We start from the raw sequence: 24607 nt of genomic DNA on the forward strand, positions 1-24607 counted from the left end.
CCATGTGTGTCGTATGCGGATGCAGTGACCACCCGGCGCAGCCGGCGGCCCCACAGGTGAGCCCTGGTGCCAGCGGCGACCTGCACTTTGGCGCGGGGGCGGCGCGCGTCTCGGTGCCGGGCATGAGCCAGGCGCGCGCCATCCAGATCGAGACCGACATCCTGGGCGCGAACAACCGCGTGGCCGTGCGCAACCGCGCGCACTTCCTGGCGCACGGCGTGACCGCGCTCAACCTGGTGTCCAGTCCCGGGTCGGGCAAGACCACGCTGCTGTGCGCCACCATCGAAGCGCTGAAGGCGCACGCGCCAGGCATGACCGTGGCCGTGATCGAAGGCGACCAGCAGACCAGCTTCGACGCCGACCGCATCCGCGCCACCGGCGCGCCCGCGGTGCAGGTCAACACCGGCAAGGGCTGCCACCTGGATGCGCCCATGGTGGCCGCGGCCTTCGCGCAACTGCACACGCACCACGACCACCACCACCATCACGATGACGGGCACAGCCTGCTGTTCATCGAGAACGTGGGCAACCTGGTGTGCCCCGCGATGTGGGACCTGGGCGAGGCCGCGAAGGTGGCCATCCTCTCGGTGACCGAGGGCGAGGACAAGCCGCTCAAGTACCCGGACATGTTCGCCGCCGCCTCGCTCATGGTGCTCAACAAGATCGACCTGCTGCCCCATGTGCGCTTCGACGTCGCGCGCTGCATCGAACTGGCGCGGCGCGTGAACCCGGGCATCGAGGTGATCCAGCTCTCGGCCACCACCGGCGAAGGCATGGCCGCCTGGCTGCACTGGCTGGACCACAGCCTGGGCCATGCCCATACCCATGCGCACGGGCACGGGCACGACGCCGGGCATGGGCATGGCCACGACCACCACCATGGACACGGCCATGAGCACCCCCACGCCTGAGCCGTCGCCGGTGCTGGCGACCGGCGCCTGGCTCAAGAACACCGCCTGCCTGCTCGGCCCCGCCGGGCAGGTGCGCTGGTCGGCGGCGCACGGGGACCTGGGCACGCCCGAGGCCTGTGCCGCGCTGCGCGAATCGGTGCAGGCCCTGCTGCGGCAGGCGCCGGCGGTGCGCGCGGTCGCGCACGACCTGCACCCCGACTTCTTCAGCACGCACCTGGCGGTGGAAATCGCGGCCACGCTGGGCGTGCCGGCCATTGGCGTGCAGCACCACCATGCGCACATCGCCGCCGTGGTGGCCGAGCACGGCATCACCGCGCCGGTGGTCGGGCTGGCGCTCGACGGCGTCGGCCTGGGCACCGACGGCCAGGCCTGGGGCGGCGAGCTGCTGTGGGTGGACGGCGCGCGCTGGCAGCGCCTGGGCCACCTGCGGCCGCTGGCGCTGCCCGGCGGCGACCGCGCCGCGCGCGAGCCCTGGCGCATGGCCGCCAGCGCGCTGCACGCGTTGGGCCGCGGCGCCGAGATCACCCCGCGTTTCGCGCCCGTGGTGGGCGAATCCCTGGCGCGCGGCGTGCAGCAGATGCTGGACAGCGGCCTGCGCTGCCCAGCCACCACCAGCACCGGCCGCTGGTTCGATGCCGCCGCCGCTGCCCTGGGCCTGTGCCTGCACCAGCAGGAGGAAGCCCAGGCCGCGATCGCGCTGGAACAGGCCGCCACGCGCGCCCTGCAGGCGCGCGCGGATCTGCCGCCGCTGCCCGGCGTGCGCTGGAACGCCGATGGCCGGCCGCTCGACCTACGGCCGCTGCTGGCCGCGCTGTTCGACGCGGTGGACGTTGGCGTCGCCGCGGCAGGTTTTCATCTCGCGCTGGCCGACGCGCTGGCCGAGGGCCTGGTCGATGCCGCGCGCCGCCACGGCACGCGGCATGCCGTGCTGGCCGGAGGCTGCTTCTTCAACCGCATCCTGCGCGAGCGCGTGAGCACGCGCGCCACGGCCGCGGGCCTGCAGGTTCACCTGCCGGTGGCCCAGGGCTGCGGCGATGCGGGCTTGGCGCTGGGCCAGGCCTGGGTCGCCGCGCAACAGCTCGCCAGCATCCCCCCCATTCCTGTTCACGAGGAGGCCCTCCCATGTGCCTAGCCATTCCAGCCCTGCTGGTCGAGATACGCGAGGACGCGCAGCAGGGCGTGATCGACCTCGGCGGCATCCGCAAGCCGATCTCCATCGTCCTGGTGCCCGAGGCCCGCGTGGGCGACTACGTCATCGTGCACGTCGGCCATGCCATCGGCGTGCTCGACCCCGACGAGGCGCGGCGCACGCTGGCGCTGTTCGCGCAGATGCAGGCCGCGCCGCAACCCCCCGACAGCGTGGAGGTGCGGGCATGAAATACATCGACGAATTCCGCGACGGCGAGCTGGCCCGCCAGATCGCCGCGCGCATCGCGGCCGAAGCGCGGCCGGACCACAGCTACCGCTTCATGGAGTTCTGTGGCGGCCACACGCACGCCATCAGCCGCTACGGCGTGCTGGAGCTGCTGCCGCCCAACCTGCGCATGATCCACGGCCCTGGCTGCCCGGTGTGCGTGCTGCCCATCGGGCGGCTGGACATGGCCATCGAACTGGCGCTGCGCCATGGCGTGACGCTCTGTACCTACGGCGATACCTTGCGCGTGCCGGCCTCGGACCAGCTCTCACTGACCCGCGCCAAGGCGCGCGGCGGCGACATCCGCATGGTCTACTCCGCCGCCGACGCGCTGCAGATCGCCCGCGAACAACCCGAACGCCAGGTGGTGTTTTTCGCCATCGGCTTCGAGACCACCACGCCGCCCACCGCGCTGGTGATCCGCGACGCGGCGCGCGAAGGCCTGGACAACTTCAGCGTGATGTGCAGCCACGTGCTCACGCCGCCGGCGATCCGCGCCATCCTCGACGGTGCCAGCGAGAGCGAGCGCCGCACGGCCGACATCGAGGGCTTCGTCGGTCCGGCGCACGTGAGCATCGTCATCGGCTCCGACCCGTATGCGAAGTTCGCGCGCGAGTACCGCAAGCCGGTGGTGATCGCCGGCTTCGAGCCGCTGGATGTGCTGCAGGCCATCCTGATGCTGGTGCGCCAGGTCAACGAGGGGCGCGCCGAGGTGGAGAACGAGTTCACCCGCGCCGTCACGCCCGAAGGCAACCGCAACGCGCAGGCCGTGATGGACGACGTGTTCGAGCTGCGCGAGGCGTTCGAGTGGCGCGGCCTGGGCAGCATGCCGCTGTCGGCGCTGCGCATCCGCGAGAAGTACCGCGCCTACGACGCCGAGCACCGCTTCGGCCTGGCCTACCGTGCCGTGCCGGACAACAAGGCCTGCGAATGCGGGGCCATCCTGCGCGGCGTGAAGGCGCCGCGCGACTGCCGCATCTTCGGCACCGTCTGCACGCCCGAGAACCCGGTGGGCTCGTGCATGGTGTCCAGCGAAGGGGCCTGCGCCGCGCACTACACCTATGGCCGTTTCCGCGACATCCCCGTGGTCGCCGCCGAAGCCGAGGAGAGCGCACCATGAGTGGCTATACCCGACCGCTGGACATCCGGCGCGGCCGCATCGACATGGGCCATGGCGCTGGCGGCCGTGCCGCCGCGCAGCTCATCGAGGAGCTGTTCCTGCCCGCGCTGGACAACCCCTTCCTGCGCCAGGGCGACGACGGCACGCGCCTGCCACTGCCGGCCTTCGACGCCGCGCGCGGCCGCCTGGTGATGGCGACCGACGGCCATGTGGTCTCGCCGCTGTTCTTTCCCGGCGGCGACCTGGGCTGCCTCGCGGTGCACGGCACGGTCAACGACGTGGCCATGATGGGCGCGACGCCGCTGTACCTGAGCGCGAGCTTCATCATTGAAGAAGGCTTTCCCCTGGCCGACCTGCAGCGCATCGCCCGCTCCATGGGAGCCGCCGCGCGCGAGGCCGGCGTGCCCGTGGTGGCCGGCGACACCAAGGTGGTGGAGCAGGGCAAGGGCGACGGCGTGTTCATCAGCACCACCGGCGTGGGCGTGGTGCCGCCGGGCCTGGAGATCGGCGGGCGGCTGGCGCGCGCGGGCGACGCCATCCTGCTCTCGGGCACCATCGGCGACCACGGCGTGGCGGTGCTCTCGCAGCGCGAATCGCTGGCTTTCGAGACCACCATCGAAAGCGACACCGCGGCCCTGCACACCCTGGTGGCCGCGCTGCTGGCGGCGGCGCCGGGCGCGGTGCGCGTGCTGCGCGACCCGACCCGTGGCGGCCTGGCCACCACGCTCAACGAAATCGCGCAGCAGTCGGGCGTCGGCATGCGCCTGCAGGAAGCGGCCATTCCCGTGCGCCCGCAGGTGGACGCGGCCTGCGAGCTGCTGGGCCTGGACCCGCTGTACGTGGCCAACGAAGGCAAGCTCATCGCCATCGTCGCGCCCGAGGCGGCCGATGCCGCGCTGGCGGCGCTGCGCGCGCATCCGCTGGGCCGTGAGGCCGCGTGCATCGGCGCCGTCACCGCCGACCCGCACCATTTCGTGCAGATGGACACGCGCTTTGGCGGCCGCCGCGTGGTGGACTGGCTCAGCGGCGAGCAGCTGCCGCGCATCTGCTGAGGTCCCTCCTACAATGCCCCGGAGCCGCGCGAGACCCCTGCCGTGAACCCACCCGCACCGACCGACGCCCTGCCCACCGTGCTGGTGGTGGACGACGAGGTGCGTTCGCAGGACGCGATGCGCCGCACGCTGGACGAGGACTTCACCGTCTTCACCGCCAGCAGCGCCGACGAGGCGCGCGGCCTGCTGGAGCGCCAGCCGGTCAGCGTGATCCTGTGCGACCAGCGCATGCCCGGCATGACCGGTGTGCGTTTCCTCAAGGAAGTGCGCGAGCGCTGGCCCGACGCGGTGCGCATCGTGATCTCCGGCTACACCGACAGCGAGGACATCATCGCCGGCATCAACGAAGCCGGCATCTACCAGTACATCCTCAAGCCCTGGGCGCCCGACCACCTGCTGGACTCGGTGCGCAACGCGGTGGAAGCCCAGGCGCTGCAGCGCCAGACGCGCCGGCTCGACCTGGAACTGCGCACCGCGACGGGCGTGCTGCGCCAGCGCACCGCCACGCAGATCGACCGCGCGCGCGCCAGCTTCGGCTTCGAGCGCATCGTGCGCGCGGACGGCAGCCCGTTGGACGCCGTCTGTGCGCTGGCGCAGCGCGTGGCGCGCTACGACATCGCGGCCCTGGTGCTGGGCGAGTCCGGTACCGGCAAGGAACTGCTGGCGCGCGCCATCCACTACGCCTCGCCGCGCCTGAGCGGGCCCTTCGTGGTCGAGAACTGCGCCGCCATCCCCGAGACGCTGATCGAGTCCGAGCTGTTCGGCCACAAGCGCGGTGCCTTCACCGGCGCCTACGAAGACACGCCCGGCCTGTTCCAGCGCGCCCATGGCGGCACCGTGTTCCTCGACGAGATCGGTGACACCTCGCCGGCCTTCCAGGTCAAGCTGCTGCGCGTGCTGCAGGAGGGCGAGGTGCGGCCGGTGGGCGGCGCGCGGCCGGTGCCGGTGGACGTGCGCGTGCTCGCCGCCACCCACCGGGACCTGGAGCAGCGCGTGCGCGAGGGCCTGTTCCGCGAAGACCTCTACTACCGCATCGCCGGCGTCACCCTCACCGTGCCGCCGCTGCGTGAGCGCGTGGCCGACATCGCGCCCATCGCGCGGCGGCTGGTGCAGGACGTGGCCGCCGAACTCGGCCACCCCGGCGCCAGCCTGCCCGACGAGGCCCTGGCCTGCCTCATGGCCTACCCCTGGCCCGGCAATATCCGCGAACTGCGCAACGAGATCGCGCGCGCGCTCGCGCTGCAGGACGGCCGCGAACTCACCGCCGCCGCGTTCTCCGGCCGCGTGCTGCAAGGCCGTGGCGCGGCCGGCGACGACCTGCGCCCGGCCATACCCCAAAGCGGCACCCTGGCCCAGCGCCTGGACGTGATCGAGGCCATGGTGCTGCGCGAAACCCTGCAGCGCCACCGCTGGAACAAAACCCGCGCCGCGCAGGAACTCGGCTTGTCGCGCGTCGGCCTGCGCGGCAAGATGCAACGTCTGGGACTGGAAAAATGAACACCGCCATCGCCTGCTCATCGCGTGCAACAGCCCTTCGCCGGAGCTTGAGCAGATGAGCACCGTCTGGAACAAAAGCGATCCACCTCAGCCCCCTCGGGGGGCAGCGACCCGCGCAGCGGCGCAGCGTGGGGGTCTCCTGAACGTGTTGTGGCTGCAGTCGGGCGGGTGTGGCGGTTGCAGCATGTCGCTGCTGTGCGCGGACACCACCGACTTCCAGGGCCATCTGCGCGACGGGGGCATCCACCTGCTGTGGCACCCCTCGCTGTCGCTGGCCAGCGGCGACGAGTTGCTGAGCCTGCTGGACGATGTGCTGCAGGGCCGCGTGCAGCTGGACGCGCTGTGCGTGGAGGGCTCGCTGCTGCGCGGCCCGAACGGCACCGGGCGCTTCCACATGCTGGCGGGCACCGGCCTGCCGATGATCGATTGGGTGCGGCGCCTGTCCGCGCGGGCTCGCCATGTGCTGGCCGTGGGCAGTTGCGCGGCCTGGGGCGGCATCACGGCCGGTGGCGACAACCCCACCGATGCCTGCGGCCTGCAGTACGAGGACGACCAGCCCGGCGGTCTGCTGGGTGCGGACTTCCGCTCGGCCAGCGGCCTGCCGGTGATCAACGTGGCCGGCTGTCCCACGCACCCGAGCTGGGTGACCGACACGCTGATGGCCCTGGCCGCCGGGGGCTTCGGCGCCGACGATCTGGACCCCCTGAACCGCCCGCGCTTCTACGCCGACCAGTTGGTGCACCACGGCTGCACGCGCAACGAGTACTACGAGTTCAAGGCCAGTGCGGAGAAGCCCTCCGACCTGGGCTGCATGATGGAGCACATGGGCTGCAAGGGCACCCAGGTGCATGCCGACTGCAACACCCGCCTGTGGAACGGCGAGGGCTCGTGCACGCGTGGCGGCTATGCCTGCATCGCCTGCACGGAGCCCGGCTTCCAGGAGCCCGGTCATCCGTTCCACGAGACCCCCAAGCTCGCGGGCATCCCGATCGGCCTGCCCACCGACATGCCCAAGGCCTGGTTCGTGGCGCTGGCTTCCCTGTCCAAGAGCGCCACGCCCAAGCGGGTGAAGCACAACGCGGTGGCCGACCACCTGGTGGTCAAGCCCGCCGTCCGCAAGACCCGCCTGAAATGACACGCCTGCTCGTTGGCCCTTTCAACCGCGTCGAAGGTGATCTGGAGGTGTCGCTCGACATCGCCGCCGATCGCCGCGTGGCCAGCGCGCAGGTGAACGCCACCATGTACCGTGGCTTCGAGCAGATCCTGCGCGGCAAGGCGCCGCACGATGCGCTGGTCTACGTGCCCCGCATCTGCGGCATCTGCTCGGTTTCGCAGTCGGTGGCCGCCGCGCGGGCGCTGGCCGATCTGGGGGGCGTTGCCATGCCGCCCAACGGCCAGCACGCCACCAACCTCATCCTGGCGACCGAAAACCTGGCCGACCACCTCACCCACTTCTACCTGTTCTTCATGCCGGACTTTGCGCGGCCGGTCTACGCGGCGCACGCCTGGCACGCGGAGGCGCTGCGCCGCTTCGCGCCCGACACGGGCGAACAGGTGCGCGCGGCCACGGCGGCCCGCCAGCGCTGGCTCACGCTGCTGGGCACGCTGGGCGGCAAGTGGCCGCATACCCAGTCGGTCGAGCCCGGCGGCTCCACGCGGCCGATCGACGCCGCCGAGCGCGTGCGCCTGCTCGCTCGCGTGCGCGAGTTCCGCGCCTTCCTGGAGCGGCATCTGTTCGGCGCGCCGCTGGAGGCGGTGGCCGCGATCGGCACGGAAGACGCGCTGTGGGACTGGCATGCGCAGGACCCGCTGGGCGGGGGTGACCTGCGCTTTTTCCTCACGCTGGCGCGTGAGCTCGACCTGGCGCGGCTCGGGCCTGGCCCCGGGCGCTACCTGAGTTACGGCGCCTACGCCCAGCCCGAGGGCGGTTTTGCCTTGCCGGGCGGCGTGTGGCATGCCGACACGGCGTGCCTGCAGGCGGTGGACAGCGCGGCCATCACCGAAGACGCCACCCACGCCTGGCTGGCCGACGAAGGCCGCACGCCGCTGCACCCGCTGGCCGGCCAGACGCGGCCGGATGCGGACAAGGCCGGCGCCTACACCTGGAACAAGGCGCCGCGCCTGGCCGGCGCGGTGGTGGAGACCGGGGCCATCGCCCGCCAGCTCGCCAGCGGCCAGCCGCTCGTGCATGCCGTGGTGGCACGCCACGGCGGCAACGTGCTCACCCGCGTGCTGGCGCGCGTGCTCGAACTCGCGCGCGTGGTGCCCCTGATGGAAGACTGGCTGCGCGCGCTGCGCCCGACGGAAGCTTTCTGCGTGCCGACCGTGCTGCCACAGCAGGGCAGCGGCGTCGGGCTGTCCGAGGCGGCGCGCGGCAGCCTGGGCCACTGGCTGGTGGTGCAGCGCGGCCAGATCGCCAACTACCAGATCGTCGCGCCCACGAGCTGGAATTTTTCACCGCGCGATGCGGCGGGCACGCCCGGCGCGCTGGAGCAGGCGCTGGTGGGCGCACCGGTGCGCGAGGGCGAGCAGACACCCGTCTCGGTCCAGCACATCGTGCGCTCTTTCGACCCTTGCATGGTCTGTACGGTGCATTGAGATGGACACCCCCCTGCGCCGCTGCGCGGCTTCCCCCCTCTCTGGCGCGCCTTCGGCGCTGGGAGGGGGGACGATGCCTTGGGCCGGCGGAGCCGGACCCTTGGCATCTCTGGGTGGGGTGGCTCGCTTCGCTTTGCTCGCTGGGGTGCGTCTTTGCGTGCGCGGGAGGGGTGTGTGAGTACTTCTCGTCCGCGCAGTCCTTTGCCTGCCGTGCCCATGGAGGGCGTGGACGAGTCCACCTGGATGGATGTGATCCAGAAGATGGACGAGGTGTACACCCGGCTGATCGACGACGAGGTGGAGCTGGAGAAGAAGAACGCGGAGCTGGAGCAGTCTCAGCGTTTCATCTTCAGTGTGTTGACCTCGATGTCGGACGTGCTGGTGGTGTGCGATGCGAATGGCCTGATCGAGCAGGCGAACGCGGCGCTGTGCGAGCTGGTGGGGCGGCCCGAGGAGCGGTTGCGGGGCACGCCGCTGCAGGGCCTGCTGGCGGACGCGCAGAGCATCGCGCTGGCGCGTGCGGCGATGGACAAGGCGGATGCGCCGCGCGCGGGCGAGGCGATCGAGCTCAATCTGCTGGACCGCCATGGGCAGGCGGTGTCGGTGGACGCGAACTGCACGCCGCGCATCGGTGGCAATGGCCGGCGCGTGGGCACGGTCTGGGTGGGGCGGCCCACGGCCGAACTCAAGCGCGCCTACCACGAGATGCGCGCCGCGCACGATGCCCTCAAGCGCACCCAGCAGCAGTTGCTGCATTCCGAAAAAATGGCCTCGCTGGGTCAGTTGGTGGCGGGGGTGGCGCACGAACTCAACAACCCCATCAGCTTTGTGCTGGGCAATGTGCATGCGCTGCGCAAGTACTGCGATCGCCTGCAGACCTACATGGCCGCGCTGCACGCGCACGAGCCCGAGCCGGTGCTGCAGGCGCTGCGCCAGCAGTTGCGCATCGAGCACCTGCTGAGTGACCTGCCTTCGTTGATCGAGGGCACGCTGGAGGGCGCGCAGCGCACCGCGGACATCGTGCATGGCCTCAAGCGTTTTTCTGCCATGGACTCCGAGGAGCGTTCGCCGGTGGACCTGGCCGAGGTGATCGAGCGCGCCATCCACTGGGTGCAGAAGGGGCGCGCCGCGCCGGTGGCGGTGCACTGGCAGCCGGCGGAGACCGACGCGCCGCCCTGTGTGGTGATGGGCAGCGCGGGCCAGTTGCAGCAGGTCATGATGAACCTGCTGCAGAACGGTTTCGATGCCGTCGCGCAGAGCGCTTCGCCCCGCATCTGGATCACCGTGCAGCGCACCGGGGACGGCATGGCGCGGGTGAGCCTGCGCGACAACGGCCCCGGCATCGCACCCGAACACCTGCTGCGCATCTTCGACCCCTTCTTCACGACCAAGCCGGTGGGCAAGGGCACGGGCCTGGGCCTGTCGATCAGCTACGGCATCGTCGAGCAGCACGGCGGGCGGTTGAGCGCGCGCAACGCGGCCGAAGGCGGCGCCGAGTTCGTTCTCGAACTTCCTCTGGCCTGAGCGGCGCGGCCAGGCGCCCCGGGCAGGCGACAATGGCGCCCGCATGGAATTGCTGCTCGTCACCGCCGCCTCGCTGTTTGCCGGATTCGTCGACGCCATCGTCGGCGGTGGCGGCCTGATCCTGGTGCCGGCGCTGTTCGCCGTTTTCCCCAACACCCATCCCGCCACCCTGTTCGGGGTGAACAAGGGCGCCTCGGTCTGGGGCACGGCCGCGGCCACGCTGCAGTACGCCCGGCGTGTGCACATGCCCTGGCATGCGCTGCTGCCGGCGGCCGCGCTGGCGTTTGCCGGCTCCATGCTGGGCGCCTGGACCGTGACCGTGATCTCGCCGGACTTCCTGCGCCGCGCACTGCCGCTGATCCTGCTGGGCGTGCTGGCCTATACCCTGGCGCGCAAGGAGCTCGGTCGCCAGCATGCGCCGCGCTTCACCGGCCGGCGCGAGGCGCTGGCGGCGGCGTCGCTGGGGGTCACCATCGGTTTCTACGACGGCTTCTTCGGCCCCGGCACCGGCAGCTTCTTCGTCTTCCTGTTCGTGCGCTGGCTGGGCTACGACTTCCTGCACGCCAGCGCCAGCGCCAAGCTGCTCAACACCGCCTCCAACCTGGCAGCGCTGCTGCTGTTCGCCTGGAAAGGCCATGTCTGGTGGCACTATGTGCTGGCCATGGCGGTGGCCAATGTGGCGGGCAGCCTGCTCGGCACTCGGCTGGCGCTCAAGCACGGCAGCGGTTTCGTGCGCGGTGTGTTCATCCTCGTGGTCTCGGCCCTGATTCTGAAGACCACCTACGACGCCTGGATGAGGGGGGGGTGAGGCACCCCCCTGCGCCGCTGCGCGGCTTCCCCCCTCCGTGGCGCGCCTTCGGCGCTTCGAGGGGGGACGATGCCTTGGGCTGGCGGAGCCGGACCCTCGGCATCTCTGGGCTCGGGCGCCTCGCTTCGCTCGCTGGGGCGTTCGGCTTGGCGGAGTCTGGTCTTCTTCGGCGCTTGTCGGGTGGCGCTGCTTTGTTTGCTGGAGTGTGGATATGGCGCGTGTGTTGAGCGTGCTTGCTGGTGGTGTGCTGGCTGTGCTGGGCGCTGGCGCGGTGCTGTTTCTGATGCAGCGCGACCTGCTCTACGAGCCGCGTCCGGGTTCGCCTGCGCTGGAGGCGCCGATGTTGTTCCTGTCGGTGGATGGGGAGCGCATCGCGGTGAACCACCGTGCGCGCGAGGGTGCGCGGGCGGTGGTCTATTTCGCGGGCAATGGGGAAGATGTCTCTCGGGTGCTGCCCGTGCTGGCCCCGGTGTTTCCCGAGCATGCCCTGTACCTGCTGCACTACCGGGGTTACGGCGGCAGCACCGGCAAGCCCAGTGAGGCGGCGCTGTTTGCCGACGGCCTGGCTGTGTTCGATCGCGCTTTTGCCGAACACCCTGAGGTCACGGTGATCGGGCGCAGCCTGGGCAGTGGCGTGGCTACCTACGTGGCCAGCCGCCGGTCGGTGCAGCGGCTGGTGCTGGTGACGCCGTTCGACAGCATCGAGGCGGTGGTCCAGGGGCGTCGCCCCTACCTGCCGCTGCGCTGGCTGATGCTCGACAAGTACCGGTCCTGGTCCTACGCCGGCGATGTGCGGGCACCCACCACGGTGATCGCGGCCGAACGCGACGACCTGGTGCCGCGCGAGCGCACCGAGGCGCTGTTTCGCCATTTCGCGCCCGGCATCGCCCACTGGGTGGATCTGCCCGGCACCAACCACGACAACATCGTCGACAGCCCGGCCTATGGAGCGGCCCTGACGCTGGCGCGCTGAGGGCGCCGCCGCCCGCGCGTCAGCGGGGTTCGTGAGGGCGGGGTGCCGCCGGCTGCGGCGGGCCCGCCTCGGCCGCCTGGGTGCGCCGCACGATCTGCAGCCAGGTGGGAACGGCGGCGGGTGCAACGGCCGCCGCCGCTGCGGCACCACCCGCACCACCCGCACCACCGGCCGCTTCGGCCGCGGCTGGCAGCCCCGGGGCGCCGGTCGCGATGGCGCCGGCCATCCAGCTTGTCGCCTGGGCCCGGTACCCGATGTCGAGCCGGTGGTCCGGAGCCAGCGGGTCGACGCCGCCGGCCAGCCGCCAGGCCTGCTGCTGCAGGCGCTCTGCCCGCAGAGCCTGCTCCTGCGCACGCGCGGTCAGGACATGCCGGTGAAGCGGGCTGGTCGCCGCCTGCGCCTGCGTGTGCAGGGCGTCGGCCTGCGTGCCCCATACCGCCGCCTGCACGGCTGTCGCGACGGGCAGCGGAATGGGGATGCCGCTGTCGGCGCGGCCGTAGGTGGCGGCCTCGATGCCCAGGGCGTCCGGCGGTGCCGGCACGGCGCCCTGGTCCGCGAGGGTGTCCAGCACGTCGCGCAGGCCATGGAAGTGCGCGGCGTGAACCGCCGTTGCGCCGGCGCGCGTGCGCTCGAGGGGGTCGACGCCATGCTGGCCCAGCATGTCCAGGACCGCCCGCGGGGCGCGGTCGTCAGCGGGTGGCGCCGCTGTGCCAGCGGGCGCCACGGCCCGCTGGTGCTGCCTGGCCGCGGCGGTCGCGGCCGCGCGCAGCGCCAGCAGGCTCGACGCATCCACCGCCTCGGGCGCGCCCGCGCCGGCCACATTGAGCGCACCCAGGTTCATCGCATGCACGGCTCCCTGCACAGGGTCGCGACCTGCATGGTCGGGCAGGGAGAGGTCCGCACCGGCTTCGACCAGCAGGGCCATGGTCGGATCGCTCAGGGAGCTGTTCACCGCGAAATGCGCCGGCGTCTCGCCATGTTCCGTGCGGAGGTTGGGGTTGGCGCCGGCCGCGAGCAGGGCGTGCGTGGCGCCGAGATGGCCCATGTGCACCGCTTGGTGCAGGGCGGTCCAGCCGCGCTGGCTCTGGTGGTCCAGGTCCGCGCCCGCCGCCGCCAGCGCCTGGACGGCATCGACGTGGTCCTTGGCCACCGCCTGGAACACGGAGCCTTCGAGGCCGGCCGCCTCGCGCGTGCTCAGGTCCGCACCATGGCTGGCCAGCAGGTCCACCATGGGGACGTCGCCGTGCATGGCTGCCCCCAGCATCAGCGGGCCTCGCGGGTCGTTGCCCTGGTCCGGGTCCACGCCCGCCGCCAGCAGCATGGCCGTGGCCGTGGTGTTGTGGCGATCGACCGCGTGGCCCGCGGGCGTGGCGAACGGCTCCTGGATGCCGCGCTCGTCCAGCGCCGCGCCGGCCGCCACCAACTCGCCCAGCACCTGGTGCGCACCCACATCCACCGCCCGCAGCACGTGGCCGCCACTGCCCAGGGGCGAGGCATCGGGGTGGGCACCATGGGCGAGCAGCAGCGCGGCGATGCGGGCGTCGTCGCGGGTCGTGGTGTGGTCCAGGGCCCTGAGGCCGTTGAGGGAGGTCTGGTCGGGATGGGCGCCGTGTTCGAGCAGGCATTGCACGATCTCGGGGTCGCCGCGCGCGACCGCATTGTGCAGGGGTTTGGCGCCACGGCCGCAGGCCGCGTCCATGGGCAGCCCGGCGCCGGCAAGCAGGTCGACCGTGGCGACATCCGCGGTGCGCACGGCCCACGAAAGCAGGGATATGTCCTGCGCGTTGCGCAGCAACGCCAGATCCGGATCGCCGCCGTGTTCGCTGAGCAGCCCGTCCAGCGTGGCGGTGTCGCTTTTCTCGATCGCGGCGAACATCGCCTGGGCGGCATGAGGAGGGATCATGGGAGGTCCTTTCAGCGAGAAGCCCGGTGCGTGCGGCGTCAGCGTGGGCTGGGGCCGCTGCCGCCGCCGGCTGGCGTGGTGGCCGTGGGCGGGGTGGCGCCGCCTGCCGGCGCGGCCAGATAGCCTCGCCAGGAGGGCGGCACGTGGCCGGCGGCGGGAGGCGTTCCGGTGACCACCGCGGCCGCGGCACGGGCAGCCGCACGGATGGCCGGAGCCTGCGCGGGGTAGGCTTGCGCGGTGGCTGCGTTGCGGCCGAGCAGGGGCAGCGCGGGCGCCATGTCGGCGCCCAGTTGCTGCAAGGTCTGGAGCGCCGTTGCATGGCTGAAGTGCGCGGCCACCGCGACCGCCGTGGCGCCCCATGCCGTTGCCTCGTCAAGGGGAACGCCCAGGGCGTGCAGCGCCCGCAGCATGGGTCGGCAGTCGGCGATGGCGGCGCGCGGCCTGCGGGCCTCGCGCTCCTGGACGCTGGCCGAGATGGCCTGCTGGGGCAGGCCCTGGCCCAGCAGGCACCCGGGACGGGCCTGTTGGGCGATCTCCAGGGCCCGGGGGCGGCCCAGGCGGGCGGCGAGCTGCAAGGGTGTCATGCCCGTGGCGGGGCTGGGGATGGTCACACTGGCACCGGCTTCGAGCAGCGCGCGCCAGGCGGTCAGGTGCCCGGCCTGCGCGGCCATGTCCAGCGCGGTGACCTGGGTGGTGACCTGGGTGGTGCCCAGGACCTCCAGGTCGGCACCGCCACGCGCCAGCGCATGCACGCAAGGCCCGCTGTCCGCGCTGATGGCGTGGTGCAGTGGCCGCAGGCCGCCCGCGCCGGGTGCGTTCACGTCGGCGCCGACACCGATCAGCGTCTCGGCCATCGGCAGATCGCCCGCGGCGCAGGCGGTGATGAGCGTCCCGTCGCCGCGCAGCGGGGCGGCGTTCGGGTCGACGCCGAGCCCGACCAGTGTGGGCACCACGCGGTGCACGCCATGTGCCACCGCCAGGTGCAGCGGCCTTCTTCCGGTGGCGTCCGGTGTGTCGATGGAGCCGCCATGGGCGGCGATGGTTTCCAGGCATGGCCCATGCCCGTGCCGTGCCGCGAAGTGCGCCGGCGTGTGGCCCATGCCGTCCTCGCTGGGCATGTCCAGGTCATGACCCGATGCCGCGAGCGCGGCGAGGGTCGCGGCCGAACCGCCGCGGGCCGCCAGGTGCACGGCGTGCATGCCGGTGACGTCGGGGACGCCGTTGTCCGTGAGGCCATGCGCCAGCAGGACATCAACCGTCTCGTGGTGCCCCTCGGCGGCCGCGAGCATGAGGAGGCTGCGGTAGGCCAGGGCGTCGCGCAGGGCCTCTGGTGCATGCGAATGCGTCGGGGGCGCGCTTTCCAGCAGGCTGGCGACCCGCGCAGCGTCGCCATCGCGGGTTGCCATGATCAGGGCGGCGCTGTGCTGGTCGGGTGTCATGCGCAGCGGGCGTCTTCGTGCAGGGGTTGGCGCTCGGCAGCGGCCTGCAGCCGGTCGGCCAGATGGTGGAAGCCCCGTTGTCTGGCCGCCTGTGCGCCGGCCATGGCCGACGCCGCGGACCAGGCGCCGACGGCGATCAGGTAGTCCGTGGCGCTGCGGTGTCCCCGGGCTGCCGCGTGCTGCAGCGGTGTGCTGCCGCTGGCGTCCGGCAGGTCCAGGCGGGCACCGGCGGCCTGCAGCGCGCTCAGCAGGTCCACCTGGCCCCAGTGCGCTGCTTGGCCAGCGGGTGTGCGGCCATTGCCGTCGCAGGCGTTGAACAGCAAGGGCCGCTCGGAGGCGGGCAGCACCTGCGCCAGCACGGCGATCGCCGCGGTGCTGTGGCGGCGAACGGCCACGGTGGCCAGGGTGTCGTGTGAGGCGTTGCGCAGGCTGGCCAGGGGCTGGCCCGCGTGGCGGGGGTCCTGGTGCCATGCCATCAGCCCGGAGCGCAGCCGGTGGGCCATGTCCTCGGCGGCCGCTGGCGTGGGGTGCGCGCGCCGGATGGTGTCGAAAAGATCCTGAGCCTGCATGCCGTCGTCCTCTGAGCCGCTGCGGATGAGCGGCCGATTGTCGGCGTGCCTGTTGCGGGAACGGGTGGATGGAACCAGCCGCCGCGCCTGGATACCTGGCGACCGTTTTTCCGTAACCGACCGGCCTCAGGAGGCGCAGCGCAGGGCGTCGATCAGACCGGCGATGTGGCTGACGCCCAGCTTGTCGTAGATCGATCGGATCTGGTTGCGCACCGTGGCCGGCGAGCGCCCCAGGTGTTGCGCGATCGCCTTGTAGGTCCGGCCGCCGGCCACCAGTTCCGCGACGGTGCGCTCGCGCGGCGTGAGGTCGTCCACGCGGCAGCGCATGCGTGCGCGCAGGAACAGCAGGCCTTGCTCCGCGCGCTGCGAGATCACCACCGTGGCGCCCCGGTACAGGGTCTCGCCGCGTTGAAAGGCGCGCAGCGGCGCCTCAGGCAGTTGCCGGCCGCGCCAGCCATGCCATTCGCCGGCGAGCAGCGCCTCGAAGCCGGCGTCCGCGTGGTACAGCACGCCGCGCGGGTCGCAGATGGCGTGGGCGCGGCCGTCGGTGGTCGCGGCGGTCTCCAGGCGGTCCATGTGCGCCAGGCGGTTGAGCGTGAGCGCCTGCATCACGTGGGGGGCGAGCAGGGCGAGCAACTGGTTTTCCTGGGGGGTGCAGCGGGCCTTCTCGCCGGCCCGGAAGAGGCTGATCCAGTGCACGAAACGGGTGCTGGGGTCGAAGTCGCTGGCGATGAAGAAATGGGCCTGCTCGTGGCGCCGCCCGTAGTCGAGCAGCGGAGCCTGCTCAGGGAGGTGGAACCACTCGCGCGCATCGAAACCCATGGCGTTGCGTGGCCGTTCGCCCACCGCCCGGGCCGCCGTGTCCAGGTGCTTGACCGCTTCGTAGTCCGCCAGCATCTGCGGCGACTGGTTGTGCAGGTGGATGGTGTGGATGTCGATGCCCTGTCCGGTCTGGGTGGCCGTGCCCCACATCGATGAATCGAAGGGCAGGGCCTCGCGCACCAGGTCCAGGGTGGCGTCCTGGAAATCGGCCAGGGGAAGCTCGTGGGACAGCCGGTAGAGCTTCAGCAGCAGCGCGCTGAGCTCCTGGGGTTCGGTGAGGCGGCGTTTCATCGGCGGGCAGAGGGCCGCCGTGGGCGCCCCCGGGCGGTGAATCCATGGTGCATCTGCACTATTCTCCTTGCATTCGGGCCTGCCTAGACTGCGGCGGACCTCACCCGACTCTTCTCCGTCCGATCCCATGGCATTGTTTTCCCGGATGTGCCGCGGCGGCGCCCCTGTGCGCCTGGCCGCCTGGCTGTTGCTGTTGTCGTCTTTTGTCTGCCTGCCTGCGCAGGCCCAGCGCCCGGACGCGCCGGCCCTGCCGCAGATCCGCTGGACCGCACCCGAGGCGGCCGTGCCGGTCGAGCTGCGGCGCCTGGACGTGCGTGCGGATATCGCCGGGCGGGCGGTGAACACCCGCATCGAACTGGAGCTGTACAACCCCAACCCACGCGTGCTGGAGGCCGAGTTGCAGTTCCCTTTGCTCGAAGGCCAGTCGGTGACGGGCTTCGCGCTGGACATCGACGGCGAGCTGCGGCCCGCCGTTCCCGTGGAAAAGGCCCGAGGCCGGCAGGTGTTCGAGGACGTCACCCGCGCCCGCGTCGATCCGGCGCTGCTGGAGGCCGTCGGTGGGTCATTCCACCGGCTGCGGGTGTACCCGCTGCCGGCGCAGGGCAGCCGGCGCGTGGTGTTGGAGATCGGCGAAATCGTGGGCGGCCAGGGGGCAGCCACCTGGCGCCTGCCGCTGGCGCAGCAGCCCGCCGGTGCCCGCCTGAACGTGGCGGTCCGCGTGGCCGGTGCGGAGCCTCGCGCGGTGTCGGCGCGGCTGGGTGCGCGGCGCCTGCCGGTGCGCGCTGCGTCCGGTGGCGCGCGCGTGCTGCTGGCCGCCACCGGGCGACAGCCCGGCGGGGAGCTGCGTGTCTCGCTGCCCCCTTCGCGCGGCGCGGTGACCACGGCACAGCGGCTCGATGGCGTGGACTACTTCTACGCCGAGGTGTCGGTGGCGGCGCTGCCGGCGCCCAGGGCCCGTCCTCGGCGCGTGGCGCTGATCTGGGACGCCTCCGGCAGTGGCGAGCGGCGCGACCATGCACGCGAACTGGCCCTGCTCGAAGCCTGGTGGCGCGAACTGGGTGACGTGGAGGTGCTGCTGCAGCCGGTGCGCGACGAGGCCGCACCGCTGGAACGCTTCGAGGTGCGCGCGGGCCACTGGGACGCTCTGCGCGAACGGCTCGCCGCCATGCGTTACGACGGCGCCACCCGCGCCGCCGCCCTGCGCGTGCCCGACGGCGTGGACATGGCGCTGCTGTTCTCCGACGGCCTGGGCAACTGGGGCGGTGGCGCGGCCGCGCGCCTGCCGGTGCAACCGGTGCCGACCTTCGCCGTGACCGCGATGGCCGGTAGCGATGCGAATGCGCTGCGCCGCATGGCCCAGGCCAGCGGCGCCGTGCTGCTGGACCTGCTGTCGCTGGACACGGCGCAGGCGGTGGCGGCGCTGGGGCGGGCGCAGCCCCGGGTGGCCGACGTCAGCGCCGAAGGGGCGCAGGACCTGGAGCTGGCTGCGGACATGCCGGAGCAAGGGCGGGTGGTGGTTGCCGGGCGGCTGACCGCGCCCGAGGCGCGGCTGCGGTTGCGCCTGCAGCCGGCGGACGGGGGTGCGGCCCAGGTGCACACGGTGCGGGTGCTGCGGTCCGACGCCAGCACCGGCGTCGCGGCGTACCGCTGGGCGGCCTTGCGCATGGCGCGGCTGGCGGCCGAGGGCGATGCCCAGCGCGCCGCGGTGCGCCGGCTGGGTCTGCAGTTCCGCCTGCCCAGCCGGGAAACCTCGCTCATCGTGCTGGACACGGTGCAGGACTACGCAAACCACGGCATCGAGCCGCCGGCGGCGCTGCGCGAACCGTGGGTCCGTTTGCGCGCCCTGGCGGACGGCCGCCAGGCGGCCGCGCGCGCCGACCACCTCGAACAGGTGGTGCGGCGGTTCGAGAACAAGGTCCAGTGGTGGGAGAAGGATTTCCCCAAGGACACGCCGCCCCCCAAACCCGCGCGCGCGCCGCTGGTGGGCGCGCCGCCACCGGCGCCGGTGCCTGTTGGCGTGATGTCGGCCGCGCCCGCAGGCGCCAACAACCCGCCCGCCGCCGCGCCGGCGCGCATCCAGTTGCGTCCCTGGCGACCGGACGAGCCGTACGCGCGGCGGCTGCGCGAGGCGCCGCCGGAGTCCCTGGAGGCCATCTACTTCGATGAGCGTCCCTCGCACGCCGGCAGCACCGCGTTCTTCCTCGACGTGGCCGACATCCTGCTTGAGCGCGGCGAGCGCGCGGCGGCCCTGCGCGTGCTCTCCAACCTGGCGGAGATGGCGCTGGAGAACCGCCATGTGCTGCGCATCCTGGCCTACCGCCTGCAGCAGGCGGGCGAGGTGGCGCTGGCGGTGCCGCTGCTGGAGCAGGTGCGCGAGCTCAGTCCTGATGAGCCCCAGTCGTGGCGCGACCTGGGCCTCGCGCTGGCGCGCACCGGCCAGGCGCAGCAGGCGCTGGAGCTGCTCTGGCAGGTGGTCTCGCGCCCCTGGCACGACCGATTCCCGGGTGTCGAGCTGATCGCCCTGGCCGAACTCAACGCCATCGCCGCCCAGGCCCAGGCCGATGGCAGGTCCTTGGACCTGGGCGAGGTCGATCCCCGGCTGCGCCGCAACCTGCCGCTGGACCTGCGTGCCGTGCTGTCCTGGGACGCCGACAACACCGACATCGACCTCTGGGTGATCGACCCGAATGGCGAGCCGGCGTACTTTGGCAACCGTTTGACCTATCAAGGTGGGCGCATGTCTGCCGATTTCACAGGAGGGTATGGACCGGAGGAGTACGCGCTTCGCCGGGCCAAGCCGGGCACTTACACGGTGCGCGCCAAGTTTTTCGGCCACCGCCAGCAGATCGTGGCACCCGCCACCACCGTGATGCTGCGCCTGAGTACCGGCTTTGGCACGCCCGCACAGAAAGACGAAGACGTGGTGCTGCGCCTGTCCGGGCGCGGCGACATGGTCACCGTAGGCACATTCACGGTAGGAGACACCGACAAGCCATGACAGACATCGCCATCAACCTTCGCTCAGCGCTGCGCCGGGCCCGGAGCCAGGGCCTGGTGTTGCTGCTCGCCGGGCTGTGCCTGCTGGGGCCGGCGCCGGCGGGCGCCGAGACGCGCAACATCGTGGCCGAGGGCACCTCCGAGGCCTGCTGGGGCCGTGCGTACGCGGAAAAGATCGCCCGCGTGGCCATGAGCAACGACGCGCACGACGAATGCCGCGCGCTGGGCTCAGGCTGGCGCTATGGCGCGGAGACGTTCGGCGGCTATGTGCAATGCAATCGCTGCGGCAAGTCCGACGAGTTCCGCTGCACCATCAAGCAGGCGGTGCACACCTGCGTGAACATGCAGAAGGAGCAGGAGGAGGCCGCGGCAAAGAAGCGGGCCGAACGCGAGGCGCAGAAACAGGCGGAGAAGGACAAGGCCGATCGGGAGAGGGCCCAGGCCGAACTGCACCGCAAGGAGCAGAAAGACAAAGCAGAACGCGACCGCGCCGAGCGCGAGCGGCTGGCCAAGGAGAAGGCAGACCGCGACCGCATCAAGCAGCAGATGGCCGACCGCGAGAAAGCGGCTAAGGCCGCCGCCGCGCGCGAAGCCGCCCAATCGTCTTCGGGGAACGCTGGCGGCGACCCGCTGGACCGGGCGTTCTCGGAGCGCCGGGGCAAGTCGGGAGGCCAGAAGCCCGCTGCCGGCGCGGGAGACGTGCTGGACGATGCCTTCAACAGCCGCAGGGGCTCCTCGGCGCGCCCGTCGGCGGGCACTGGCGACGTGCTGGACGACGCCATGACGCAGCGCAAGGAGCGCCTGGTCGAGCGCGAACGCCAGGCGGTCCTGGCCGCCCGCACCCAGGCGGCCACGGCGTCTTGCCAGGCCGCGGCCAAGGGGGTGGATGCCTGCCTGCAGTCCGCCTGCGGACGCGAGCCGCCCAGGACGCACTGCACGGACGGCTACTGGGAGTCGGGCACTTGCAACCCCAGCCCGGGTGCCCGCTGTCTTTCGATCGGGCAGTACGTCTGCCGCGCGAACGGGCCCAACCCGGCTTACGGCACATGGCAGAGCTGCACCACCAGCGCGCGTGCGCAATGCGCGTTCTCCGGCACCGTGGAAGACTGCGTTCGCCAGCGCCTGCAGGCCGCGAAGTGAGCCTGCACGAGTCCCTTTCTGACCACCTGTTCACCATGTCACACACCCTGATGCTTCCCTTCCTTCGCCGCTGCGCGGCCGTCTTGTTGCTGGGCCTGTCGGTCACCATGGCCTGGGCCTTGCCACCGCAGATCGAGGCCGACCGCCAGCTCAAGGCGGCCGGCGCCGAGATGAAGCAGGACACCATCGACTGGCAGCGCGCGCTGACCGCCCTGAACGCCGCCGAGGCCACCGGCGTGAAGATGCCCGAGAGCTTTGACTACTACATCGGCCGGGCGCTCAGCGAGACCGGCGATCCCGCCAGCGCGGTGCAGCGCTTCACCCGCTACCTGGAGCGCTATGGCAAGCGCGGCAAGTTCTACGACCTGACGCTGGAACAGCTCAACCTGGCCGAGCGGCGGCAGGCACAGAAGCTGGAGGCCGAACAACGCGCGCGCAAGGCCGAGGAGGAGCGCGTGGCGGCCGAAGCGGCGGCGAAACGCCTGCAGGCAGAAATCGACAGCGCCTGGGAAGTGCGCTACTTCTACTACTGGATCATGGACAACGAGGGCAGCGGCTACTGCTCGACGGTCAGCAGCAGCATCCACCGCGGGGTCAACAGCAAGGCGGTGCGCAAGATCGACTGCGACTGCCGCACGGAGGACGTCAACCACCCGGCCTACCGCGGGCGCACCAACGACGTGTGCCGAGGCAGCTTCGAAATCAACAAGAAGCTGGACAGCTCGGCGGACCTGTCCGAGCAGGGGCGGTCGGGCAAATGGAGCATCAAGTTCCAGAGCTCGCCGTTCAACTACTGAGCCTTTCCATGCGCGGGCGGCTGGTGGCCATGGGACTGTGCAGTGCGCTGTCGGCCTGTGCTGCGCCCCCGACGCCTGACCCGGCGCAACTGGTGTTCTTTCATCCGTTCCGTCCTGGTGTCCTCGGCCAGTGCGAGCACGCGCACCGCCAGGACACCTTCGCGCGCGATGCCCGGCCCGATGCCACCGATCCCGGCAAGGCCTGGGTGGTGAGGCACGCGTTCTCGTTGCGCTGGCCCGGGGGCCTGATCGAGCAGGCCGCGCAGCCGGGCGCGGTGGGTGCCGTGCCTTCGCCGCCGCAGACCGATGTGTGCTTCGCGCTGTGGGTGGATGGACGACCCGTGGTCTCGGGCGCGGTGGTGCCGGAACAGTCCGCCCGGTTGCTGGGGTTTGCGACGCTGGTGCGTCTGCGCGGCGAGCCCGCGCGCTACGAGCTCAGGCCCCGTTTTCCGGGCCACCCGGGTGACCCTATGCCGCCCGAGTGGCAGGGGTTGCGGGGGTGGCGATGAGGCTCTCCTTGTGCGCCTTGTTCTGCTGCCTGGTCGGCTGGGTGCCAGCGGTGGGAGCTTCACCCACGGCGAACGAGTTCGAGCCCTGCCACCGCGCCGCGGCGGCGCACCTGCAGCGCTGCCTGAGCGACGACGGCACCGGCGCGGGCCAGGCCTGCTGGCCACAGGTCAGACGCCGGTATGAGGCCTGCCGCGATGCGGTGGTGCGGTCCCATCAACCCCCCGATGCGGCCCGCCTCAAGGCCCTGCGCGAGGCCTCGCGCCCAGGGTCAGGGCGCTGAAGTCGCTGCTTCCGGTGGCCAGGGCTGCTCGCTGGCCTTGAGCGGCGTGCCAATGGGCGCGCCGGCCTGGCCTTGGCGCACCGCGGCCAGGTCCTGCGGGTTGGGGTACTGGTCCAGCAGCAGGTAGTCGAACACGCGCCGCGCGATGGGTGCTGCGTGCGCCGCGCCAAAGCCCGCGTTTTCCACGATCAGCGCCAGCGCCACGCGCGGCTTGTCCAGCGGCGCGAAGGCGATGTAGAGCGAGTGGTCGCGCTGGTGCTCCTCCAGCCTGCGCGCGTCGTAGCGCTCCTTTTGCCCGATGGTCACGGCCTGCGCGGTGCCGGTCTTGCCGCCGCTGGCGTAGCCGGCACCCGCGAACACGCGCGCCGAGGTGCCTTCGGTGGTCACGGCGGCCATGGCATTGAGCACCGTGCGCACGTGCTCGGGCTTGAAGCCCAGGTCCTCGGGGGGCGGCTCGGGCAGCAGGGTGCGCTTCCGCGTGATCACGTCTTCCGTGGCCATGGTCAGGTGCGGCTTGTACTTGACGCCACCGTTGGCCAGCGTGGCCATGGCATGCGCGAGCTGTAGCACGGTGAAGCTGTTGTAGCCCTGGCCGATGCCGAGCGAGATGGTTTCCCCGGCATACCAGCGCTGCTGCTCGGGCCGCTTGTAGGTGTTGCGCTTCCAGGCCTGGCTGGGCAGCACGCCGCGCACCTCACCACGCAGGTCGATGCCGGTGATCTGGCCGAAGCCCAGCGGCTTCATGAAGTCGTGCATGGCGTCCACGCCCATCTCGTTGGCCAGCGAGTAGTAGTAGACGTTGCTGGACTTGACGATGCTGCGGTGCATGTCCACCAGACCCAGGCCGCCGTCGCCATGGCTGCGGAAACGGTGGTTGCCCAGCGTCCAGGAGCCCGTGTCGTTGATGACGGTGCTGGCGCTGCGCGCGCCCGTCTCCAGCGCCGCCATGGCCATGAAGGGCTTGTAGGTGGACCCGGGCGGGTAGGTACCGCGCAAGGCGCGGTTGAGCAAGGGCTTGTCGATCGACTCGTTGAGCGCGCGCCAGTTCTCCACATCGATACCCTCGACGAACAGGTTCGGGTCGAAAGTGGGCTTGCTCACGAACGCCAGCACCTCACCCGAGCGCGGGTCGATGGCGACCAGGGCGCCGCGCCGGTCGCCGTACATGTCCTCGATCAGCTTCTGCAGCTGGATGTCGACCGACAGCACCACCGTGTTGCCCGGCGTGGCCGGCGTGTGCGCGAGCGAACGCACGGCACGGCCCCCCGCCGACGTTTCCACCCGCTCAAAACCCGTGATGCCGTGCAACTCGCGCTCGTACTGCTGCTCCGCGCCCAGCTTGCCGATGTACTCGGTGCCGCGGTAGTTGGCCTGGTCCTCCTCGGGCCAGTCGGCAATGGTTTCCTTCTCGCGCTGGTTGATGCGCCCGATGTAGCCGATGACGTGGCTGGCGACATCGCCGTTGGGGTATTGGCGCAGCAGCCGCGCACGGACCTCCACGCCCGGGAAACGGTAGCGTTGCGCCGTGAACCGCGCCACCTCCTCGTCGGTCAGCCGCGTGCGCAGCGGCAGCGAATCGAACCGGTGCGACTCCTCCAGCAGCTTGCGGAAACGCCGCACATCACGCGGCGTTACCTCCACCAGCTCGCCCAGGCCCTGGATCGTGGCCTCCAGATCCTCCACGCGCGAGGGAATGATCTCCAGCGTGTAGGCCGAATAGTTGGTGGCCAGAATCCGGCCCTTGCGGTCCACGATCTGGCCCCGGTTCGGCACCACCGGCAACACCGCCGTGCGGTTGCTCTCCGCCTGCGCATCCAGATCGTCGTGGCGGATCACCTGCAGGTACACCATGCGCGCCACGACCAGCCCGAAAGCAAACAGCACCGCCAGCCCGATCAGCAGCACCCGCAGGCGAAACTGCGCCAGGTCGGCCTCGACGTTGCGTATTTCAGTCATGGCATG

The 24607-nt window shown here is 71.6% G+C and carries 21 protein-coding genes; 16 read left to right on the plus strand and 5 right to left on the minus strand.

What is annotated here, in order from left to right:
• Window positions 1–2 precede the first annotated feature (2 nt).
• The 11 genes from hypB to KIT53_RS14350 all read left to right on the plus strand — a co-directional run bounded on the left by hypB (window position 3) and on the right by KIT53_RS14350 (window position 11897).
• A complete protein-coding gene (hypB, locus tag KIT53_RS14300) occupies window positions 3–911 on the plus strand; it encodes a hydrogenase nickel incorporation protein HypB (protein WP_297753583.1) in 909 nt (302 codons plus the stop codon).
• A complete protein-coding gene (locus tag KIT53_RS14305; RefSeq protein ID WP_366521924.1) occupies window positions 826–2043 on the plus strand; it encodes a carbamoyltransferase HypF in 1218 nt (405 codons plus the stop codon). Before hypB ends, KIT53_RS14305 begins: the two co-directional genes overlap by 86 nt.
• A complete protein-coding gene (locus tag KIT53_RS14310; protein ID WP_297753585.1) occupies window positions 2034–2288 on the plus strand; it encodes a HypC/HybG/HupF family hydrogenase formation chaperone in 255 nt (84 codons plus the stop codon). Before KIT53_RS14305 ends, KIT53_RS14310 begins: the two co-directional genes overlap by 10 nt.
• Window positions 2285–3445: a hydrogenase formation protein HypD gene (gene hypD, locus KIT53_RS14315; protein WP_297753589.1), complete on the plus strand. Its 1161-nt coding sequence runs from the start codon at window positions 2285–2287 to the stop codon at window positions 3443–3445. The genes KIT53_RS14310 and hypD overlap by 4 nt, the downstream gene beginning before the upstream one ends.
• Complete coding sequence (gene hypE, locus KIT53_RS14320) at window positions 3442–4497, plus strand: hydrogenase expression/formation protein HypE (RefSeq protein WP_297753591.1); 1056 nt, start codon at window positions 3442–3444, stop codon at window positions 4495–4497. Before hypD ends, hypE begins: the two co-directional genes overlap by 4 nt.
• Window positions 4498–4539: 42 nt before the next feature.
• Entirely contained in the window at window positions 4540–5994 is a 1455-nt protein-coding gene (locus KIT53_RS14325) for a sigma-54 dependent transcriptional regulator (protein ID WP_297753593.1), read from the plus strand.
• 55 nt (window positions 5995–6049) lie between these two features.
• Complete coding sequence (locus KIT53_RS14330; protein ID WP_297753596.1) at window positions 6050–7129, plus strand: HupU protein; 1080 nt, start codon at window positions 6050–6052, stop codon at window positions 7127–7129.
• Complete coding sequence (locus KIT53_RS14335; RefSeq protein WP_297753599.1) at window positions 7126–8592, plus strand: nickel-dependent hydrogenase large subunit; 1467 nt, start codon at window positions 7126–7128, stop codon at window positions 8590–8592. The genes KIT53_RS14330 and KIT53_RS14335 overlap by 4 nt, the downstream gene beginning before the upstream one ends.
• 216 nt (window positions 8593–8808) lie before the next feature.
• Window positions 8809–10116, plus strand: coding sequence for an ATP-binding protein (locus KIT53_RS14340; protein WP_297753637.1), 1308 nt, complete (start codon window positions 8809–8811; stop codon window positions 10114–10116).
• Window positions 10117–10159: 43 nt separating this feature from the next.
• Window positions 10160–10924, plus strand: a complete 765-nt coding sequence (locus tag KIT53_RS14345; protein WP_297753602.1) for a TSUP family transporter — start codon at window positions 10160–10162, stop codon at window positions 10922–10924.
• 211 nt (window positions 10925–11135) lie between these two features.
• Window positions 11136–11897 (plus strand): alpha/beta hydrolase, encoded by a 762-nt coding sequence (locus KIT53_RS14350; protein WP_297753605.1) that lies wholly within the window; start codon window positions 11136–11138, stop codon window positions 11895–11897.
• 19 nt (window positions 11898–11916) lie between these two features.
• Here KIT53_RS14350 and KIT53_RS14355 read toward each other — a convergent pair whose 3' ends face one another.
• From KIT53_RS14355 to KIT53_RS14370, 4 genes are all read right to left on the minus strand, one after another.
• The gene (locus KIT53_RS14355; protein ID WP_297753608.1) at window positions 11917–13800 is read right to left on the minus strand and encodes an ankyrin repeat domain-containing protein; all 1884 of its coding nucleotides are present in this window, start codon (window positions 13798–13800) and stop codon (window positions 11917–11919) included.
• Between the two features lie 38 nt (window positions 13801–13838).
• Window positions 13839–15239 carry an ankyrin repeat domain-containing protein gene (locus KIT53_RS14360; protein WP_297753610.1) on the minus strand — a complete coding sequence of 467 codons (1401 nt, stop codon included), beginning with the start codon at window positions 15237–15239 and terminating at the stop codon, window positions 13839–13841.
• The gene (locus KIT53_RS14365) at window positions 15236–15808 is read right to left on the minus strand and encodes an ankyrin repeat domain-containing protein (RefSeq protein ID WP_297753612.1); all 573 of its coding nucleotides are present in this window, start codon (window positions 15806–15808) and stop codon (window positions 15236–15238) included. Before KIT53_RS14365 ends, KIT53_RS14360 begins: the two co-directional genes overlap by 4 nt.
• A gap of 126 nt (window positions 15809–15934) precedes the next feature.
• A complete protein-coding gene (locus KIT53_RS14370) occupies window positions 15935–16921 on the minus strand; it encodes a helix-turn-helix transcriptional regulator (protein ID WP_297753614.1) in 987 nt (328 codons plus the stop codon).
• A gap of 127 nt (window positions 16922–17048) precedes the next feature.
• On the opposite strand from KIT53_RS14370, the gene KIT53_RS14375 reads away from it, so the two are divergent.
• From KIT53_RS14375 to KIT53_RS14395, 5 genes are read left to right on the plus strand one after another with little or no spacing between them, the layout of a single operon-like run.
• Window positions 17049–19919 carry a VIT domain-containing protein gene (locus KIT53_RS14375; RefSeq protein ID WP_297753617.1) on the plus strand — a complete coding sequence of 957 codons (2871 nt, stop codon included), beginning with the start codon at window positions 17049–17051 and terminating at the stop codon, window positions 19917–19919.
• Window positions 19916–21058, plus strand: coding sequence for a hypothetical protein (locus tag KIT53_RS14380; protein WP_297753620.1), 1143 nt, complete (start codon window positions 19916–19918; stop codon window positions 21056–21058). The genes KIT53_RS14375 and KIT53_RS14380 overlap by 4 nt, the downstream gene beginning before the upstream one ends.
• Window positions 21059–21093: 35 nt before the next feature.
• Window positions 21094–21855 carry a hypothetical protein gene (locus KIT53_RS14385; protein ID WP_297753623.1) on the plus strand — a complete coding sequence of 254 codons (762 nt, stop codon included), beginning with the start codon at window positions 21094–21096 and terminating at the stop codon, window positions 21853–21855.
• Window positions 21856–21863: 8 nt separating this feature from the next.
• Complete coding sequence (locus tag KIT53_RS14390; RefSeq protein WP_297753626.1) at window positions 21864–22364, plus strand: hypothetical protein; 501 nt, start codon at window positions 21864–21866, stop codon at window positions 22362–22364.
• Window positions 22365–22372: 8 nt separating this feature from the next.
• Window positions 22373–22645, plus strand: coding sequence for a hypothetical protein (locus tag KIT53_RS14395; RefSeq protein ID WP_297753628.1), 273 nt, complete (start codon window positions 22373–22375; stop codon window positions 22643–22645).
• On the opposite strand, the gene mrdA is transcribed toward KIT53_RS14395, so the two are convergent.
• Complete coding sequence (gene mrdA, locus KIT53_RS14400) at window positions 22634–24601, minus strand: penicillin-binding protein 2 (RefSeq protein ID WP_297753640.1); 1968 nt, start codon at window positions 24599–24601, stop codon at window positions 22634–22636. The genes KIT53_RS14395 and mrdA overlap by 12 nt on opposite strands.
• Window positions 24602–24607 lie beyond the last annotated feature (6 nt).

Origin of the sequence: Hydrogenophaga sp. (genome assembly GCF_026125785.1) — a bacterium.
In the GTDB taxonomy this organism is placed as follows: domain Bacteria; phylum Pseudomonadota; class Gammaproteobacteria; order Burkholderiales; family Burkholderiaceae_C; genus Hydrogenophaga.

What these genes read in the sequence shown, in the direction of transcription:
- KIT53_RS14365 (WP_297753612.1), bottom strand. Translation starts at nt 15,808, where the DNA reads ATGCAGGCTCAGGATCTTTTCGACACCATCCGGCGCGCGCACCCCACG.
- KIT53_RS14370 (WP_297753614.1), bottom strand. Translation starts at nt 16,921, where the DNA reads ATGAAACGCCGCCTCACCGAACCCCAGGAGCTCAGCGCGCTGCTGCTG.
- KIT53_RS14305 (WP_366521924.1), top strand. Translation starts at nt 826, where the DNA reads ATGCGCACGGGCACGGGCACGACGCCGGGCATGGGCATGGCCACGACC.
- hypB (WP_297753583.1), top strand. Translation starts at nt 3, where the DNA reads ATGTGTGTCGTATGCGGATGCAGTGACCACCCGGCGCAGCCGGCGGCC.
- hypD (WP_297753589.1), top strand. Translation starts at nt 2,285, where the DNA reads ATGAAATACATCGACGAATTCCGCGACGGCGAGCTGGCCCGCCAGATC.
- mrdA (WP_297753640.1), bottom strand. Translation starts at nt 24,601, where the DNA reads ATGACTGAAATACGCAACGTCGAGGCCGACCTGGCGCAGTTTCGCCTG.
- KIT53_RS14340 (WP_297753637.1), top strand. Translation starts at nt 8,809, where the DNA reads ATGGAGGGCGTGGACGAGTCCACCTGGATGGATGTGATCCAGAAGATG.
- KIT53_RS14375 (WP_297753617.1), top strand. Translation starts at nt 17,049, where the DNA reads ATGGCATTGTTTTCCCGGATGTGCCGCGGCGGCGCCCCTGTGCGCCTG.
- KIT53_RS14330 (WP_297753596.1), top strand. Translation starts at nt 6,050, where the DNA reads ATGAGCACCGTCTGGAACAAAAGCGATCCACCTCAGCCCCCTCGGGGG.
- hypE (WP_297753591.1), top strand. Translation starts at nt 3,442, where the DNA reads ATGAGTGGCTATACCCGACCGCTGGACATCCGGCGCGGCCGCATCGAC.
- KIT53_RS14385 (WP_297753623.1), top strand. Translation starts at nt 21,094, where the DNA reads ATGTCACACACCCTGATGCTTCCCTTCCTTCGCCGCTGCGCGGCCGTC.
- KIT53_RS14350 (WP_297753605.1), top strand. Translation starts at nt 11,136, where the DNA reads ATGGCGCGTGTGTTGAGCGTGCTTGCTGGTGGTGTGCTGGCTGTGCTG.
- KIT53_RS14345 (WP_297753602.1), top strand. Translation starts at nt 10,160, where the DNA reads ATGGAATTGCTGCTCGTCACCGCCGCCTCGCTGTTTGCCGGATTCGTC.
- KIT53_RS14380 (WP_297753620.1), top strand. Translation starts at nt 19,916, where the DNA reads ATGACAGACATCGCCATCAACCTTCGCTCAGCGCTGCGCCGGGCCCGG.
- KIT53_RS14355 (WP_297753608.1), bottom strand. Translation starts at nt 13,800, where the DNA reads ATGATCCCTCCTCATGCCGCCCAGGCGATGTTCGCCGCGATCGAGAAA.
- KIT53_RS14310 (WP_297753585.1), top strand. Translation starts at nt 2,034, where the DNA reads ATGTGCCTAGCCATTCCAGCCCTGCTGGTCGAGATACGCGAGGACGCG.
- KIT53_RS14390 (WP_297753626.1), top strand. Translation starts at nt 21,864, where the DNA reads ATGCGCGGGCGGCTGGTGGCCATGGGACTGTGCAGTGCGCTGTCGGCC.
- KIT53_RS14335 (WP_297753599.1), top strand. Translation starts at nt 7,126, where the DNA reads ATGACACGCCTGCTCGTTGGCCCTTTCAACCGCGTCGAAGGTGATCTG.
- KIT53_RS14360 (WP_297753610.1), bottom strand. Translation starts at nt 15,239, where the DNA reads ATGACACCCGACCAGCACAGCGCCGCCCTGATCATGGCAACCCGCGAT.